The 13728-nt window shown below is 65.2% G+C and carries 15 protein-coding genes and 1 riboswitch; of the genes, 12 read left to right on the top strand and 3 right to left on the bottom strand.

Going from position 1 to position 13728, the window contains the following annotated elements; translation table 11 throughout:
* Positions 1–150: 150 nt before the first annotated feature.
* The 3 genes from B2W55_RS04325 (at position 151) to B2W55_RS04315 (ending at position 5458) form a co-directional block, all read left to right on the top strand.
* On the top strand, positions 151–1059 hold the full coding sequence (locus B2W55_RS04325; RefSeq protein ID WP_024578634.1) for a DMT family transporter: 909 nt from the start codon (positions 151–153) through the stop codon (positions 1057–1059).
* Between the two features lie 216 nt (positions 1060–1275).
* A complete protein-coding gene (locus B2W55_RS04320) occupies positions 1276–3957 on the top strand; it encodes a PAS domain S-box protein (protein ID WP_024578635.1) in 2682 nt (893 codons plus the stop codon).
* Positions 3958–4192: 235 nt separating this feature from the next.
* Positions 4193–5458, top strand: a complete 1266-nt coding sequence (locus tag B2W55_RS04315; protein ID WP_024578636.1) for a DUF2254 domain-containing protein — start codon at positions 4193–4195, stop codon at positions 5456–5458.
* Positions 5459–5513: 55 nt separating this feature from the next.
* Here the strand turns inward: B2W55_RS04315 and B2W55_RS04310 are convergent, their stop codons facing one another.
* The gene (locus B2W55_RS04310) at positions 5514–5864 is read right to left on the bottom strand and encodes a GrlR family regulatory protein (RefSeq protein WP_024578637.1); all 351 of its coding nucleotides are present in this window, start codon (positions 5862–5864) and stop codon (positions 5514–5516) included.
* A gap of 238 nt (positions 5865–6102) precedes the next feature.
* Here B2W55_RS04310 and B2W55_RS04305 point away from each other — a divergent pair, with 238 nt between their 5' ends.
* Entirely contained in the window at positions 6103–6543 is a 441-nt protein-coding gene (locus B2W55_RS04305; protein WP_244442105.1) for a hypothetical protein, read from the top strand.
* A 13-nt stretch (positions 6544–6556) separates the two neighbouring features.
* On the opposite strand, the gene B2W55_RS04300 is transcribed toward B2W55_RS04305, so the two are convergent.
* Positions 6557–6940, bottom strand: coding sequence for a VOC family protein (locus B2W55_RS04300; RefSeq protein WP_024578639.1), 384 nt, complete (start codon positions 6938–6940; stop codon positions 6557–6559).
* A 361-nt stretch (positions 6941–7301) separates the two neighbouring features.
* Here B2W55_RS04300 and B2W55_RS04295 point away from each other — a divergent pair, with 361 nt between their 5' ends.
* Positions 7302–7916, top strand: coding sequence for a hypothetical protein (locus tag B2W55_RS04295; RefSeq protein ID WP_043855197.1), 615 nt, complete (start codon positions 7302–7304; stop codon positions 7914–7916).
* A gap of 217 nt (positions 7917–8133) precedes the next feature.
* On the top strand, positions 8134–8670 hold the full coding sequence (locus tag B2W55_RS04290) for a hypothetical protein (protein ID WP_024578641.1): 537 nt from the start codon (positions 8134–8136) through the stop codon (positions 8668–8670).
* A gap of 128 nt (positions 8671–8798) precedes the next feature.
* On the opposite strand, the gene B2W55_RS04285 is transcribed toward B2W55_RS04290, so the two are convergent.
* Positions 8799–9197, bottom strand: a complete 399-nt coding sequence (locus B2W55_RS04285; RefSeq protein ID WP_024578642.1) for a hypothetical protein — start codon at positions 9195–9197, stop codon at positions 8799–8801.
* A gap of 215 nt (positions 9198–9412) precedes the next feature.
* Positions 9413–9492: riboswitch (ZMP/ZTP riboswitch) on the top strand.
* A 15-nt stretch (positions 9493–9507) separates the two neighbouring features.
* On the opposite strand from B2W55_RS04285, the gene B2W55_RS04280 reads away from it, so the two are divergent.
* The 6 genes from B2W55_RS04280 (at position 9508) to B2W55_RS04255 (ending at position 13667) form a co-directional block, all read left to right on the top strand.
* Positions 9508–10371 carry a bifunctional 5,10-methylenetetrahydrofolate dehydrogenase/5,10-methenyltetrahydrofolate cyclohydrolase gene (locus tag B2W55_RS04280; protein WP_024578643.1) on the top strand — a complete coding sequence of 288 codons (864 nt, stop codon included), beginning with the start codon at positions 9508–9510 and terminating at the stop codon, positions 10369–10371.
* Positions 10372–10519: 148 nt separating this feature from the next.
* The gene (locus tag B2W55_RS04275; protein WP_024578644.1) at positions 10520–10972 is read left to right on the top strand and encodes a MaoC/PaaZ C-terminal domain-containing protein; all 453 of its coding nucleotides are present in this window, start codon (positions 10520–10522) and stop codon (positions 10970–10972) included.
* A gap of 115 nt (positions 10973–11087) precedes the next feature.
* Complete coding sequence (locus B2W55_RS04270; protein ID WP_024578645.1) at positions 11088–11417, top strand: PadR family transcriptional regulator; 330 nt, start codon at positions 11088–11090, stop codon at positions 11415–11417.
* On the top strand, positions 11414–11986 hold the full coding sequence (locus B2W55_RS04265) for a DUF1700 domain-containing protein (protein ID WP_024578646.1): 573 nt from the start codon (positions 11414–11416) through the stop codon (positions 11984–11986). Before B2W55_RS04270 ends, B2W55_RS04265 begins: the two co-directional genes overlap by 4 nt.
* A 19-nt stretch (positions 11987–12005) precedes the next feature.
* On the top strand, positions 12006–13130 hold the full coding sequence (locus B2W55_RS04260) for a serine hydrolase domain-containing protein (RefSeq protein ID WP_200894381.1): 1125 nt from the start codon (positions 12006–12008) through the stop codon (positions 13128–13130).
* Between the two features lie 243 nt (positions 13131–13373).
* Entirely contained in the window at positions 13374–13667 is a 294-nt protein-coding gene (locus tag B2W55_RS04255; RefSeq protein ID WP_024578648.1) for a hypothetical protein, read from the top strand.
* Positions 13668–13728 lie beyond the last annotated feature (61 nt).

Genomic DNA, 13728 nt, shown 5'->3' with positions numbered 1-13728 from the left:
CCAGCCGGGCCATGCATCCTTCGAGACGCTTGCTTCGCAAGCTCCTCAGGATGACGGCTCACTCTTTTCACACTTCGGTCAGTACCGAAATATCATCGGCAACCGTTGCTGTAAATTTCGTCTCAACCATCGAGACGGAATCCTGAGCCCATGACCACTACCCCGCGGCCGGCCAACATGGCCTTCGAGCTCGCCTTGCTGCTGGCGCTCGCCACCCTCTGGGGTGGCTCCTACACCTTCATCAAGCTCGGCGTCGCCACCATTCCGCCGATCACGCTGATCGCGGCGCGGACCGCGATCGCGGGCCTGCTGCTCCTCGTCATCATGTGGATGCGCGGCGTGACGATGCCGACGGACGGGGCGACCTGGCGGCGTTTCATCTTCCAGGCCTGCCTCAACAGCGTGATCCCCTGGACACTGATCGCCTGGGGCGAGCGCTTCGTCGACGCCGGGCTGGCGACGATCCTCAATTCGGCCTCGCCGGTCTTCACCTTCCTGCTCACGGTCGCGATCACCCGCCATGAGGCCGCCAGCCCGCGGAAACTGTTCGGGGTGATTGCCGGCATGGCCGGCATCTGCCTGATCGTCGGGGTCGACGCATTCCGCGATGTCGGGCAGGGGATCCTGGCCGAGGTCGCGATCGTCGCCGCCACCATTTGCTACGCCTGCGCCGCGATCTTCAGCCGCGGCTTCAAGGGGCTCGATCCGATGGCGCCGGCGGCGGGCTCGCTGCTCGCGGGCGCCGCGATCCTGATCCCGCTCAGCCTCGCCGTCGAGCGGCCCTGGACGCTGTCGCCGTCGGCCAGCTCGCTCGCCGCCTTGCTGGCGCTTGCGGTGTTCTCGACCGCGATCGCCTTCGTGATCTACTTCCGGCTGATCCAGACCCTCGGCTCGGTCGGCACCACGGCGCAGGCCTATCTGCGGGTGCCGATCGGGGTTGCGCTCAGCGTCGCATTCCTCGGCGAACGGCTGAGCCCGACGGCGTGGATCGGGCTCGCCTGCGTCGTGATCGGCGTCGCCGCGATGACAATTCCCATGCGCAGGGTCGCGACGGCCTGAGGTCATCGCCGCGATGACGATTCCGGCACGGGAGGCCGCCGCGGCCTGACGTTTTGCGAACGGCGGCCGGCCCGCCCTGCGGGCGGGCCGGAATCGGTCGTTAACGTTGTCGGGTGACACAGGTCACATCGCCGACCCTCCAAGGCCTGTAGCATGTTTTCCCAAGGCCCGTAATTTCCCGTATATTGGGGTGCATTGGACCCCGGCCTAGATGACATGACCGCTGACTTGCCGCCGAATTCGCATCCGCCGCGTGCGTTCTCCCTCTCGATCGGCCAGCTCACGTTCGGCAGCTTCCTGCTGGTGCTGGCTGTGATCATCATCACGTCCACGGCCAGCGTCATCGCGATCCGCCACATCGACACCACCTTCGCCGAGTTGCAGCGGCTGCAGAGCGTCGGCGACATTGCCGAGGACATCGACCGCCGTACCAACGAGCTGCGGCTCGCGGCGCGCGATTTCGTCACCGAGCCCGGCACCCAGTCCGCCCAGGTCGCGGAGGCGGCCCAGTCGCTCAGCGAGATCCTGAAGAAGACCCGTATCGAGCTGGCGCCCGAGCAGCAGGACATGATCGACGGCGTCACCCAGCGGCTGGCGACCTATCGCAGCGGGATCGAACGCATCTCGGCGCTGCTCAGCCGCCGCGCCGAGATCGTCGCCGCGCTGCCGCCGCTGCGCGACGCCTTCGACAAGGCGGTCGCCGAGAGCAACGATACGGCGCTGGCGAGCACGCTGTCGCAGATCCAGAGCCGCATCGCCACCGCGCTGCTGGCGCACAACACCTCCGCCGCCGAGCAGGCCGCGCAAAGCATGCGGGCGATGAGCATCGCCGATCCGGCGCTGCGCAGCGCCGTCGACAATTATGCCGAGGCGATCACCGCGGTTTCGGTCCGCGAGGGCCAGATCGCGGACATCGACCGCGAGGTGCTCGGCGCCGAAGGCAGGCTGATCCAGAAGGTGACCGAGCTGCTGCGCGAGCTGTCGAGCCGCCGCGGCCATGTGCTGTCGCGCGATTTCGCCCGGACGCTTGCCGAGGCGAAATGGCAGAGCATCGTGCTCGGGACGGCGGGCGTGCTGATCGGCCTGTTCGCCTCGGTGCTGGTGGTTCGCCGCACCGTCCGACCGCTCGCCCGGATCGCGGGATCGATCCGCCGGGTCGCCGGCGGCGAGAAGAACGCCTTCATCCCCGGCGCCGATCTCGACAACGAGATCGGCGACATCGCGCGCGCCGCCGAGGTGTTCCGGCAGACCCTGGTCGACGCCGACAGCGCGCGCGAGGCCGCGCTGCGCGCGCTGGCCGAGCAGCGGCTCGCCGAGGAGAGCTATCACAAGCTGTTCGAGGCATCGGTCGAGGGCATCTACGTCACGACCCCGGGCGGCGCGCTGCTCAACGCCAATCCGGCGCTGGCACGGATGATGGGCTATGCCACGCCGCAGGACCTGATCAAGGGCACCGACGACATCGCCTCCACGGTCTACGTCGATCCGGCGGCGCGCGAGCAGTACCAGCAATTGATGCAGCGCGACGGCACCGTACACGACTACGAATACCAGGTGCGCTCGCGTGACGGCACCGTGCTGTGGCTGTCGGATTCTGCGACCGTCGTGCGCAACGACGAGGGCGAGGTGATCCGCTACGAGGGCACGGTGCGCGACATCACCGACCAGAAGCGGGCCGAGGACGCCATCGCCGAAGGCCGCCGCATGCTGCAAATGGTCATCGACACGGTGCCCGCCGTCATCAACGTCAAGAACAACGAGTTGCGCTACGTGATGATGAACCGCTACATGGCGGGCATATTCGGTGTCGATCCGCAGGACGCGATCGGCCGGACCACCGCCGAGCTGATGCAGCGCTACGGCGCCGCCAAGACCGACGAGAACGACAAGCGCGTGCTGTCGGTGCGGCGCGAGCTCGGCTTCTACGAAGAGGAATACAAGGACGCCGCCGGCAACATGCGGCAATGGCTGGTCAACAAGCTGCCGATCCTGGACCAGCAGGGCGAGATCGAGAACATCGTCACGGTCGCGCTCGATATCGGCGAGCGCAAGCGTTCCGAGCAGGAGATGCGCAAGGCCAAGGATTCCGCCGAGGCCGCGCTGCGCAACCTGCGCGAGACGCAGAACTCGCTGATCGAGGCCGAGAAGCTCGCCGCGCTCGGCCGCCTGGTCGCCGGCGTCGCCCATGAGGTCAACAATCCGGTCGGCATCAGCCTGACGGTGGCCTCGGCGCTGGAGCGCAAGACTGCGATCTTCGCGGCCCAGGTCGAGCGCGGCGACCTGCGCCGTTCGAGCCTCAACGATTTCCTCAACACCGCACGGGATGCGTCGTCGCAACTCGTCGCCAATCTCAACCGCGCGGCAGAACTGATCCAGTCGTTCAAGCAGGTCGCGGCGGACCGCAACTATTCGGACCAGCGCACCTTCGATCTCGGCGATCTCACCGAGCAGGTGGTGATGAGCCTGCGGCCTGGTCTGCGCAAGCACAATCTGACGCTCAACGTCGATTGCGAGCCGAACTTGATGATGAACTCCTACCCCGGACCGTATGGCCAGGTGCTGACCAATTTGTTCCTCAATGCGGTGGCGCATGCGTTCCCGGACGGCAAGCCCGGCGAGGTCGAGATCAAGGTTCACGCCGCCGGCGGCGACAATGTCGAGGTGATCTTCGCCGACAATGGCTGCGGCATGAGCCTCGACGTGCGGCGCCGCGCCTTCGATCCGTTCTTCACGACGCGACGCGATCAGGGTGGTACCGGGCTCGGCCTGCACATCGTCTACAGCATCGTCACGACGCGGCTGGGCGGCCGGCTCTCGCTCGATTCCGCGCCCGGCAACGGCACGCGCATCCAGATCATCCTGCCGCGCGTCGCGCCACTCGAGCAAGCCGCGGAGTAGATTGGCCTGCTGTTCCGGACCGCAGGATGCAAAGCAGCAGCGGCTTGAGTTGCGTGCGTATCCGCCGGGCAAGCGAGCGGAAACGCGGCGCCATCCACACTGGCGTACCGCAGTGCGGTTGACAGCATCGTCCTGAAATGTTCGCTGGGGTCGGTCTTGCGCCGACAGGACGGCTGCGGTCGGTGGCTGCGGAAGGCGTCGAGTTGATTTCAACCGCGGGAACGGAAAACTCTCGATGACGTCACGCTGGATCTGGCTCTCTTCGCAAATCATCCATCGGATCTGGTTTCGAGCGTCTCTTTTCTCCCTCCTGGCGATTGCCACGGCTTTGGTCGCCATTTTTGTCAGACCCTATATTCCGAGCAACTGGACCACGAGCATAGGCGCGGACGCCGTCGACAATGTCCTGAGCATCATCGCGTCCAGCATGCTGACGGTTACCACGTTCTCGTTGAGCACAATGGTCTCGGCCTATTCCGCCGCGACCAGTAGCGTGACGCCGCGCGCGACACGGCTTATCATGCAGGACAGCACGACCCAGAATGTGCTGGCGACTTTTGTCGGCTCGTTTCTGTTCAGTCTTGTCGGGATCATCGCGCTCAGCACCGGCGCCTACGGAGAAAGCGGTCGCGTCGTTCTCTTCGTGGTGACGATTGCGGTGATCGTCTTGATCATCGTAACTTTGTTGCGATGGATCGATCATCTTTCGAGCCTGGGGCGCGTGACTGAAACGACAGCGCGCGTCGAAGTCGTGACGATCGAGGCGATGCGATCGCGGCGTAAGCGCCCCTTTCTCGGTTGCCGGCCGCTGAACGACGCGAGCTTCGACGTTCCAGCGACGGCGCGTCCGATCTTTCCGTCCGCAATTGGGTACGTTCAGCATCTCGACACCGGCGGACTCTCGGCGATAGCAACGGCCGGCGGCGGTCAAATATTCGTTCGCACAATCCCGGGACAACTGACGGGGACCAATGAACCCGTCGCCTGGAGCGTCGGCTTGCGGGATCACGATCTCGATCAGGATGCGATCAGGAGTTGCTTCTCGATTGGCGAGACACGCTCGTTCGATCAGGATCCTCGCTTTGGCGCTTGCGTTCTCGCCGAGATCGCATCACGCGCGCTTTCTCCAGCGGTCAACGATCCCGGCACTGCGATCGACGTGATCACGCGAGCCATACGCGTTCTGTCGGTCTGGGCGGAGCCCGTCGACCCTCTCGAGGCCGAAATTCTCTATCCCAACGTTCATGTTCCGCCGATCGATCTCGCAGGTCTGTTCGATGATCTCTTTGTGCCGATCGCACGCGATGGCGCCGGTATCATCGAGGTCGGATTGCAGTTGCAAAAGGCGCTGCGGGTACTGTCGCTATACGACGACGACCGCTTCCGGCAGAATGCGAGGCGGCATTCAGTCGAGGCGCTCGGTCGTGCGGAGCTTCAGCTCGCGTTCGCGGGTGACAAGGAGCGCATAAGGCGTGCTTCGGAAGCGGTCGGACGCACGTGACGCCTGATAGCAAGCCCCGCTTGACGTTCCGAATCCGTGCCACTCGGTCGTTGCCTTAATTGATATCGGCGAGCCAGTGCAGCGTCGCGCCGAAGATCAGGCTCGCCTTGCCGACCAGCGCGGTTCCGCTCATGTTGCCGCGGGTGTCGGTGAAGGTGCCGGAGACGCCGATGCCGACCGGCGCCGGCCCGCCGAACAGCGGATTGTCGGTCTCGCGCGGCGTGGTGTGGCGCTGCACCAGCACCTCGCCCTTGAAGGTGTCGCCCTTCACCGTGTAGCTGCCGGTGTAATACAGATAGGCATCGCCGCCGAGAATCTGTCCGTCGCGAAACAGAATCACGCCGCTGCCCTTGCCGACACGCCCGTCCAGCAGGGTGACGTGGATTGAGTACAGCCCGTTCTTCATAACGTCCCATGGACCGGCTGCCGCGCCCGCAGCAATCCGGATTGGTTTTTTATGCCAAAGCGAGCAACCTCGTGCAATGCGGCAGGTTGATTCCGGGGTGTCCGGAGAGGCCGTGAACCCTCGGTTCCTGCCAGGCGGTGTGACGGCGCGATGACAGCGGACCGTGCGCGCGAATCGAACTGGCCCGCGAAATGCATAGCTCTGGTTGCACTGGCCGGTGAGTGCTGGAGCAACACACATGACAGACAGGTTGGAAGCTGGCGGCCGCTTGGCAGGCCGGAATGACGATCCCGGAACCCTGGTTGGCCGTCGCCGCGGCCGGACGAGCGTGTTTCTGTCGCTTGGTCTGGTCGCCCTCGTATCGGTCGCAGCTGTGCAGCTTGCGCAGGCGCGCGATCCTGACGGCCGCTACGCCAATTCGCCGCTCAAGGAGTGGTTCGACAGCCTGCGCAGCGGCAAGGGACCGTGTTGCTCGGACGCCGACGGCAGCGCCGTCAGCGATGTCGATTGGGAATCGAAGGACGGCCACTATCGTGTGCGTCTCGACGGTGCGTGGATCGACGTCCCCGACGAGGCCGTGGTGACCGAGCCCAACCGGGCCGGCCGGGCCATGGTTTGGCCGATCAAGAGCTACATGGGCGTGACGATCCGCTGCTTCATGCCGGGCAGCATGACGTAGCGCGGCGCGCCACTCACGCGTATTTCTTGTCGCGCTCGAGCAGCTCGATCGAGATGCCCTGCGGGCCGCGGATGAAGCAGATCCGCACGCCGGGACGGATTGTGGTCGGCTCCTTGGTGAACTCGACGCCTTTGGCTTTGATCTCGGCCGCGACGGCGTCGATGTCCTTCACCGCCAGTCCGAAATGATCGAGCCCCTGATAAGGCGTCACCGGCGGGGCATTGACGCCGTCGCCTTGTGCCACCTCCGCGATGAACACCCTGGCGCCGCCGAGCTGAACGTCGATGCGGCCGGGGCCGCGAATGATCTCGCCGCCGAGAATATCGCGCAGCCAGGTCGCGGTGGCCTCGGGATCGGGACTGCGCAGATGGACGTGGTCCCAGGTGACGACAGGCATTGCGAACTCCTTGTTATTCTCGTGCCGCTCGGCTGCGTGGCACTCGCGCTCGAGTGGTGCAAATCTAGGACATGATCCGGAAAAGTGCGAAGCGGATTTCCGAGAGCACCATGTCCGAATATGCCTGAACAGGGGTCCAAGGCGCGATGGCGATTCACCCTGATCGCATCGCTTTGGCGAGTGATCGACTGGGATGCCAGCCCAAGACGTGCCCGCAAGATCGTCGTCCCGAACCGAAACCATTCCGGCGGTGGGCGGTTGTTCTCGCGTGGCCGTAGGGCCTGCGGTCATCTTGAAGGCTGCAAGGTGCGTGGTGGCGTGATTGGGCTGCCAGGGTGAGGGCGCGACGATGAGGACCGGATTGTCGTCGTTTTGGAGATCTGCCGCTGAACGTTTCGGTGAGCGCGGCTTCTATGCCGGCCTGCTGTTGCCGGTGATCGCGATCGCCGGGGCTACCGCATGGTTCATGCTCCCGGACCCGAGTGACGCCGGAGATGAGGACGTCTGGCCAATGTCCTCCACCGTCATCCAGAGCGCGCAAGACACCTCGACCGGGGCGCAGCCTGCCGAGGCGAGAAAGGATACTCCGGCTGTGCCGGCCGATGAGCCGGCCACGGTAGGTGTGGCTACCGCTTCGCAGGCGGCGGAGGAGGTACGGCCGTCCGAGCCGGGCTCCGAGCGGTCGCCGCTGAACAAGCTGCGGATCGCCTCGCAATCATGGCGGCGCGGCGGGCTGGGTTCGAAGGTCCTGGTCACCTTGACGCTGCGCAATGCCAATGATTTCGCGGTCAAGGATATCGAGATCGCCTGCGCCTTCATCCGCCGCGACGGCAGCCCCGTGACCGAGCGCAAGCGACTGATCCCCGACACCATCGCGAGGAGGAGCCGCAAGACCTATTCACGGATGTTAATCGGGTTCGTAAACGTTAACGCGAATAAGGCGAAATGTTCGGTCGTGACCGCCAGCCGGGTCTAAACCCTTGATCTCGAAAAAGTGACCGGGAATTGACCGGCCGGGTGAACCGTAACGGAGAGGCAGGAACTAACTACTAAGCCGACCGTTAGTGAATGACCGGAGGAGCGCGGATGGCGACCTTCCGGCTGATCATGCGCAGACGAAGAATTCGCTGCGCGATGACGTCTGTCGTCGCGCCGAGATGAACCGTGCCCGTGGCGCGGGGGGAGCTTCCAAGATGCCTGTGGCGCGTTATTTCCTGTTCGTTGGTGGAGTGCTGCTCGCGCTGCTCTTCGTTGTTAACGCCATTGTGCCGCAGGACGCGGTTGCTCCCGGCCAGACCCAGGGCCTGTCGTCGCCCGGAGTCGACAAGACGATGGTGCGCATCAGGTCGACCCAGAAGCTGCCGGAACGGGTGGTGTATGACACCAGCCTGCCGACCATCGTTCCGCCGCAGGTGAATGTGGTGGCTGCGGCAGCTTCGTCGGCCCCGCATGAGGCGTCCGCGCAGTCCCGCGTCCGCGATACGTTTGCCCAGTTCATCCCGCCGGAGAAGGCGGCTGACGCACAGAAGGGGCCGGTGGTGGCCGAGGCGGAGCCGGCCGAGCAGCCGGCGCTGGTCCCGCCGCCGGCGCCGAAGAAGCGCAAGGTTGCGCGCAGCCACCCCTATCAGCAGCAGCCGATGCGGCTGGTGCAGCCCGGAATGTATCAGCCTTACCGTGTCGCACAGCAGCAGCCGCGCATGGGCTTCTTTAGCGGCTTCGGGACCTGGTAAGCAGGCGCCCGCAGTCCGCATCGATATGCCGCCACAACTTGGTTGCGGCGGCATTTTCATGTTCGAGGTGCTAGACCGCGTGATGGAGCCAGCGCGGTACCGATTCAATCAGAACCCGGCAATGCGCCTTAGCGCGGCAGGCGCGGAATCTTGTCGGCGAAGCCGTTGTAGCAGGTCAGCCGTTCGTCCTCTTCCTTGACGAACCGGCACTCGTTGACGCCCTTGGCAGGGGCCGCCTTCGGCTTCGGCTGCGGCTTGAAGATCTCATCGTAGCAGTTCAGCCGCTCCTTGGTGGCATCGTCGATGTCGCCGCAGGCCTGCAGCTTTTGCGCGACCGATTGCGGCTTGCCCGGCGCCGGCTTTTCGCCCTTCTTCGCCCCTTTCTTGCCGACCTGGACCAGCGGCTTGTCGCCGACCATCGGCTGAGGGGCCGCCGCCGGCTTGTCCGCGGCCGGGGGTGGGGTGATGCCTTGAGCAAGCGCAGCCGCCGGGCACAGGAGCGCCAGCGCGAGGATGATATGCTTCATGTCGAAAATGTCCGAAATGGCGTGATGACCGGAAGGATGGCGCCGGGGATCGGAAAAGCCCGGCAAGCGCCGAGGCTTATCGCAAGTCTTGCCCGAATCCTACCCCCAGCGGCGGCCCGCCTGGCCGCGATCCACCGGCAAAAATACAGGCAATTCGCCGCCGCTGGATCGTCATGCGTGTGATTTGCCTTTGCCGCACCGGACGGCTATGACGATGCCATCTGCGCGACTGGCGCTTGGATGGACCACCATCGGGGAGCGCAGAGACTGATCGCCGCGCGCCTGGGCACCGCTTCGAAATGGAGGTGCCATGACGGCGAATATTCTCGATGGGCATCTGCATGCCCAAATTGTCATCGACAAGGTTGCCTGCGAACTGGACCGGCTGCCCCGCGCGCCGGGACTTGCGGTCGTGCTGGTCGGATGTGACCCCGCGAGCCAGATCTACGTCCAGAGCAAGGTCAGGATGGCCGAGCGGCTCGGCCTGCGCGGCGAGGTCGTGCGCCTGCCGGACGACGCCGGCGAGGCCGACCTGCTTGCCAGGATCGAGGCGCTCAATGCCCGCAACGATATCGACGGCATCCTGATCCAGCTGCCGTTGCCGGCGCATATCGACGCCCTGCGGGTGATGGCCGCGGTCGATCCGGCCAAGGATGTTGACGGCCTGCACGCCCTCAACGCCGGCCGGCTGTTTCACGGCGACGATGCGCTGGTGCCGTGCACGCCGCTCGGGTGCCTCAGGCTGATCAAGTCGATCCGTCCAGATCTCGCCGGCGCTCATGCTGTGGTGATCGGCAGCTCCAACATCGTAGGCAAGCCGATGGCCGCGCTGTTGCTGCAGGAGCAGGCGACCGTGACGCAGACCCACATCCACACCCGCGGTATCAGCGCCATCTGCCGGCAGGCCGATATTCTGGTGAGCGCGGTGGGCAAGGCTGGTCTGGTGCGCGGCGACTGGATCAAGCCGCAGGCGATCGTGATCGACGTCGGCACCACGCGCGTCGAGAAGCCGGACGGCGGTTACATGGTGTGCGGCGATGTCTCGTTCGACGAGGCGCTGCTGGTCGCCGGTGCGATCACGCCGGTGCCGCGCGGCGTCGGCCCGATGACGATCGCCTGCCTGATGGAGAACACCGTGAAGGCCGCGAAGGCGAGGGCGGCGCGGCTGCAATAGCGCGGGATGCGCGCTCGGAGACGCGCGCGGCCGGTGCTGCTTGCGTCTCGTATGCGCGCATGGCGGTCGCGCGCGAAGTTCATGACCCCAGAGGTAATGGAAAGCCCGCAACGTTCGGCTATCGTCGCGCGGCAGATGGAGGCGCGCGATGCTGTATGCGGAAGATCTCACCGAGGGCCAGACATTCAAGCTTGGCACCTACACGATCGGAGAAGCGGAGATTCTGGCGTTCGCCGGAAAATATGATCCGGTGCCGATCCATACCGATCCGGCCGCTGCTGCCGTGGGGCCGTTCGGAGGGCTGATCGCAAGCGGCTTCAATACCATGGCGATCTATCAGCGCCTCGTCGTGGAGGCGATCTGGACCAAGGTGGCGGGCATCGTCGGCCGCAGCTTCGAGATCCGGCTTCCCAGTCCGGTTCGGCCGGGAGCGACACTCACCGGCCAATCGGAAATCCAGAAGATCACCCTCAGGCCGGAGCGGCGCGACGCCGTGGTGATCTTCAAGACCGAACTCGTCAACGACGAGCAGCGCCCCGTTCTCGTCCTCCTGCTCGATGCGCTGATCCATATGCGGCCTACGGCGCACGGGCAGTCCTAACCTCCGCACCGCGGAATTCCCCGCGGCCGCTCGTGCCCGAGCGCTGCGCCTGCACTAGTACCTTGCATTGCATGGTACCTTGCTATATACAGTTCCTGTGACGTGCAGGAGTTCGATGGCGGAATCGACGATCCAGGTTCAGCTCAAGAAGGGAGCGCTCGAGATGTGCGTGCTGGCGCTGCTGGCCCGTGGGGAAAGCTATGCCTATGAGATCGCGAGCACGCTCGCCTCGGGCATCGGGATGGGCGAGGGCACGATCTATCCTTTGATGCGCCGCATGCAGGATGACGGGCTGGTCGACACGCGCCTCGTCGAGTCGAGCAGCGGGCCACCGCGGAAATACTATCGGCTGACGGCGGCTGGCCGTGCCGCGCTCGCCGCCCAGAAGCGCGAATGGCAGGTGTTTACCGACGCGGTCGACCAACTGCTCGGAGAGCGCAAATGAACAGGGCGGCCTTCCTGCGACGTCTCTCGGATGGACTGGCGGGCCTCCCGGCACGTGAAGCCGAGGACATCCTCGATGACTACAACGCGTATTTCGACGAGGGTTTCGCAGATGGACGCAGCGAAGAGGATGTCGCGGCGGCGCTCGGCGATCCGGCGTGGCTGGCACGCGAGCTGCGTGCCGAGACCGGCCTGAAGCGCTGGGAACAGGATCACAGCCTGCGCAACTCGGCATCGGTGCTGCTTGCCATCGGTGGTCTTGCCGCCGTCGACATCGTCGTGCTGCTGCCGCTGTTGTTTGCGGCGCTGATCACCGTGCTGGTTCTAGGTCTCGTGATGTTCGTGCTCGGGATCGTCGGGATCGGGCTGCTCATCAGCGTCTTCAAGCTCGCCGCGGTCGCGTCGATTGCGAAGCTGATGCTGCGCACTGTCGCCGGCATCGGACTGCTATCCGCCAGCGGCGGCATCGCGCTGCTGCTGTTGTTCGCTGTCAATGTCGCGGTCGGCAGGCTCGGCAGCTACGCGCGGCTGCATTACCGATTGCTCAAGCCCGAGCAGCACGCCGGCTGAATACCGGAGGAGGGTGACCATGCGTGTGCCTCAGACTTTCAGGATCGGGATCGATCGGCGTCGCGTTCTGGCCGGGCTGGGGGCGAGCCTGCTCATGCCATCGGCCGCGTCGGCACTGCCGTCGGCGGAGGACATCGCCCACCGTCTCGCGCAAGCAGAGGGCGCAGATCGGATCAGCGGACTGCACGCGCTGCTGGTGAGCCAGGGCGACCGGCTGCTGTTCGAGCACTATGGCAAGGGCGACGACGAATCCGAAATCGGGGGAGCGCTGCACGACGTCGTGTTCGGTCCCGATGTTCCGCATGATCTGCGTTCGGTGTCGAAGAGCGTGGTCGGTCTCGTCTACGGCATCGCGCTCGCCGCCGGCAAGGTGCCGCCGCCCGAGGCAAAGCTGTACGACCAGTTTCCCGAATATGCCGATCTCGCGCGCCAGCCGGGCCGCGACCGCATCACGATCCATCATGTGCTGTCGATGACGCTCGGCATCGAATGGGACGAACTCACCGTCCCCTATGGGCGCGACCTGCGTAATTCGGAGATCGCGATGGAGGCCGCGCCCGAGCGCTTCCGTTTCATCCTGGAGCGGCCGATCATCGCCGAACCCGGTACCAAATGGAGCTATTGCGGCGGCGCGACCGCGCTGTTGGGACATCTCATCTCGCAGGGCACCGGCGAGCCGCTGCTCGCCTATTGCCGCCGCGTGCTGTTCGATCCGCTGAGCTTCGGTCGCGTCGATTGGGCGAAGGGCGTGGGCGATGGCCAGTATCGCGCGGCGTCGGGGCTGCGTCTGCTGCCGCGCGATCTGCTCAAGATCGGTCAGCTGGTGCGCGCCGGTGGTGCGTGGGGCGGCCGGCAGATCGTGCCGCGCAACTGGCTGACGCGCATGCTCGCGCCGGCGGTCATGATGGAAGATGGCCGCCGCTACGGCTACCAATGGTATCTCGGCGCATCGTTCGCCGCCGCGTTGCCGCATCCGGAGCGCTGGGCTGGAGGCATCGGCTGGGGCGGACAGCGTCTCTATCTGTTCCCTGCGCTCGACCTCGTCGTCGTGCAGTGCTGCGGCAATTACGACAAGCCCGCCGCGGAACAGCGGCGCATCAACGACGTCGTTATCGACGAGGTCGTGCTGCCCGTCCTGGCCTGAGTTGCTGCGAGAGGAACGCAGCACGCCTGTCGCGCCTTTACGCATCGACTGGTCATCACCACGATTACATGTGGAACCTGCAACGCGTGCGGTCAAAACTGCACGCCTATGCGGTCAATGCGTCGCATTCGGGAACGTTTCGGTGCCGGATCGGTTCGAGGATTCGAGGCCCTGACGACAAAGGGCGCGGGCGGGGAGGAACCAGCCAACATCAAGGCCGGAACCAACACGAAGGAGCAGCGGATGAAGCTGAATTCGACTCAAGTCAAACAGACCATGACGCAACTCAATGCCCAGGTGCTTCCGGACGATCATCCGGCCGTGCCGCAATTGAACAGCGTGTTCGGCGAACACACATTCTTTGTCGACACCAGCGGACTCAAGGTCCTCGAACCCGCCCAGTCCTCCGACATGCCGGGGCAGACCGGTGAGGTGGTGAGTCTTGCCGAGTGGAGCGATCCGGAGTTGACCTCGCTTCGGCCGCACGAGCCCGAGCCGACCGGCGTGCTGATCGCGCTCGAGCCGAGCAAGCACTGAGCGAAGCGCCCGGCACCGCCATCGCCCTCGTGACGGCGACTGCGCCGACATCACCGCAAGA

It is taken from the genome of Bradyrhizobium sp. UBA2491 (genome assembly GCF_002341725.1).
Classification (GTDB): Bacteria; Pseudomonadota; Alphaproteobacteria; order Rhizobiales; family Xanthobacteraceae; genus Bradyrhizobium.
Note: the sequence above shows the minus strand (reverse complement) of the source record. Positions and strands in the feature narration are given on the sequence as shown.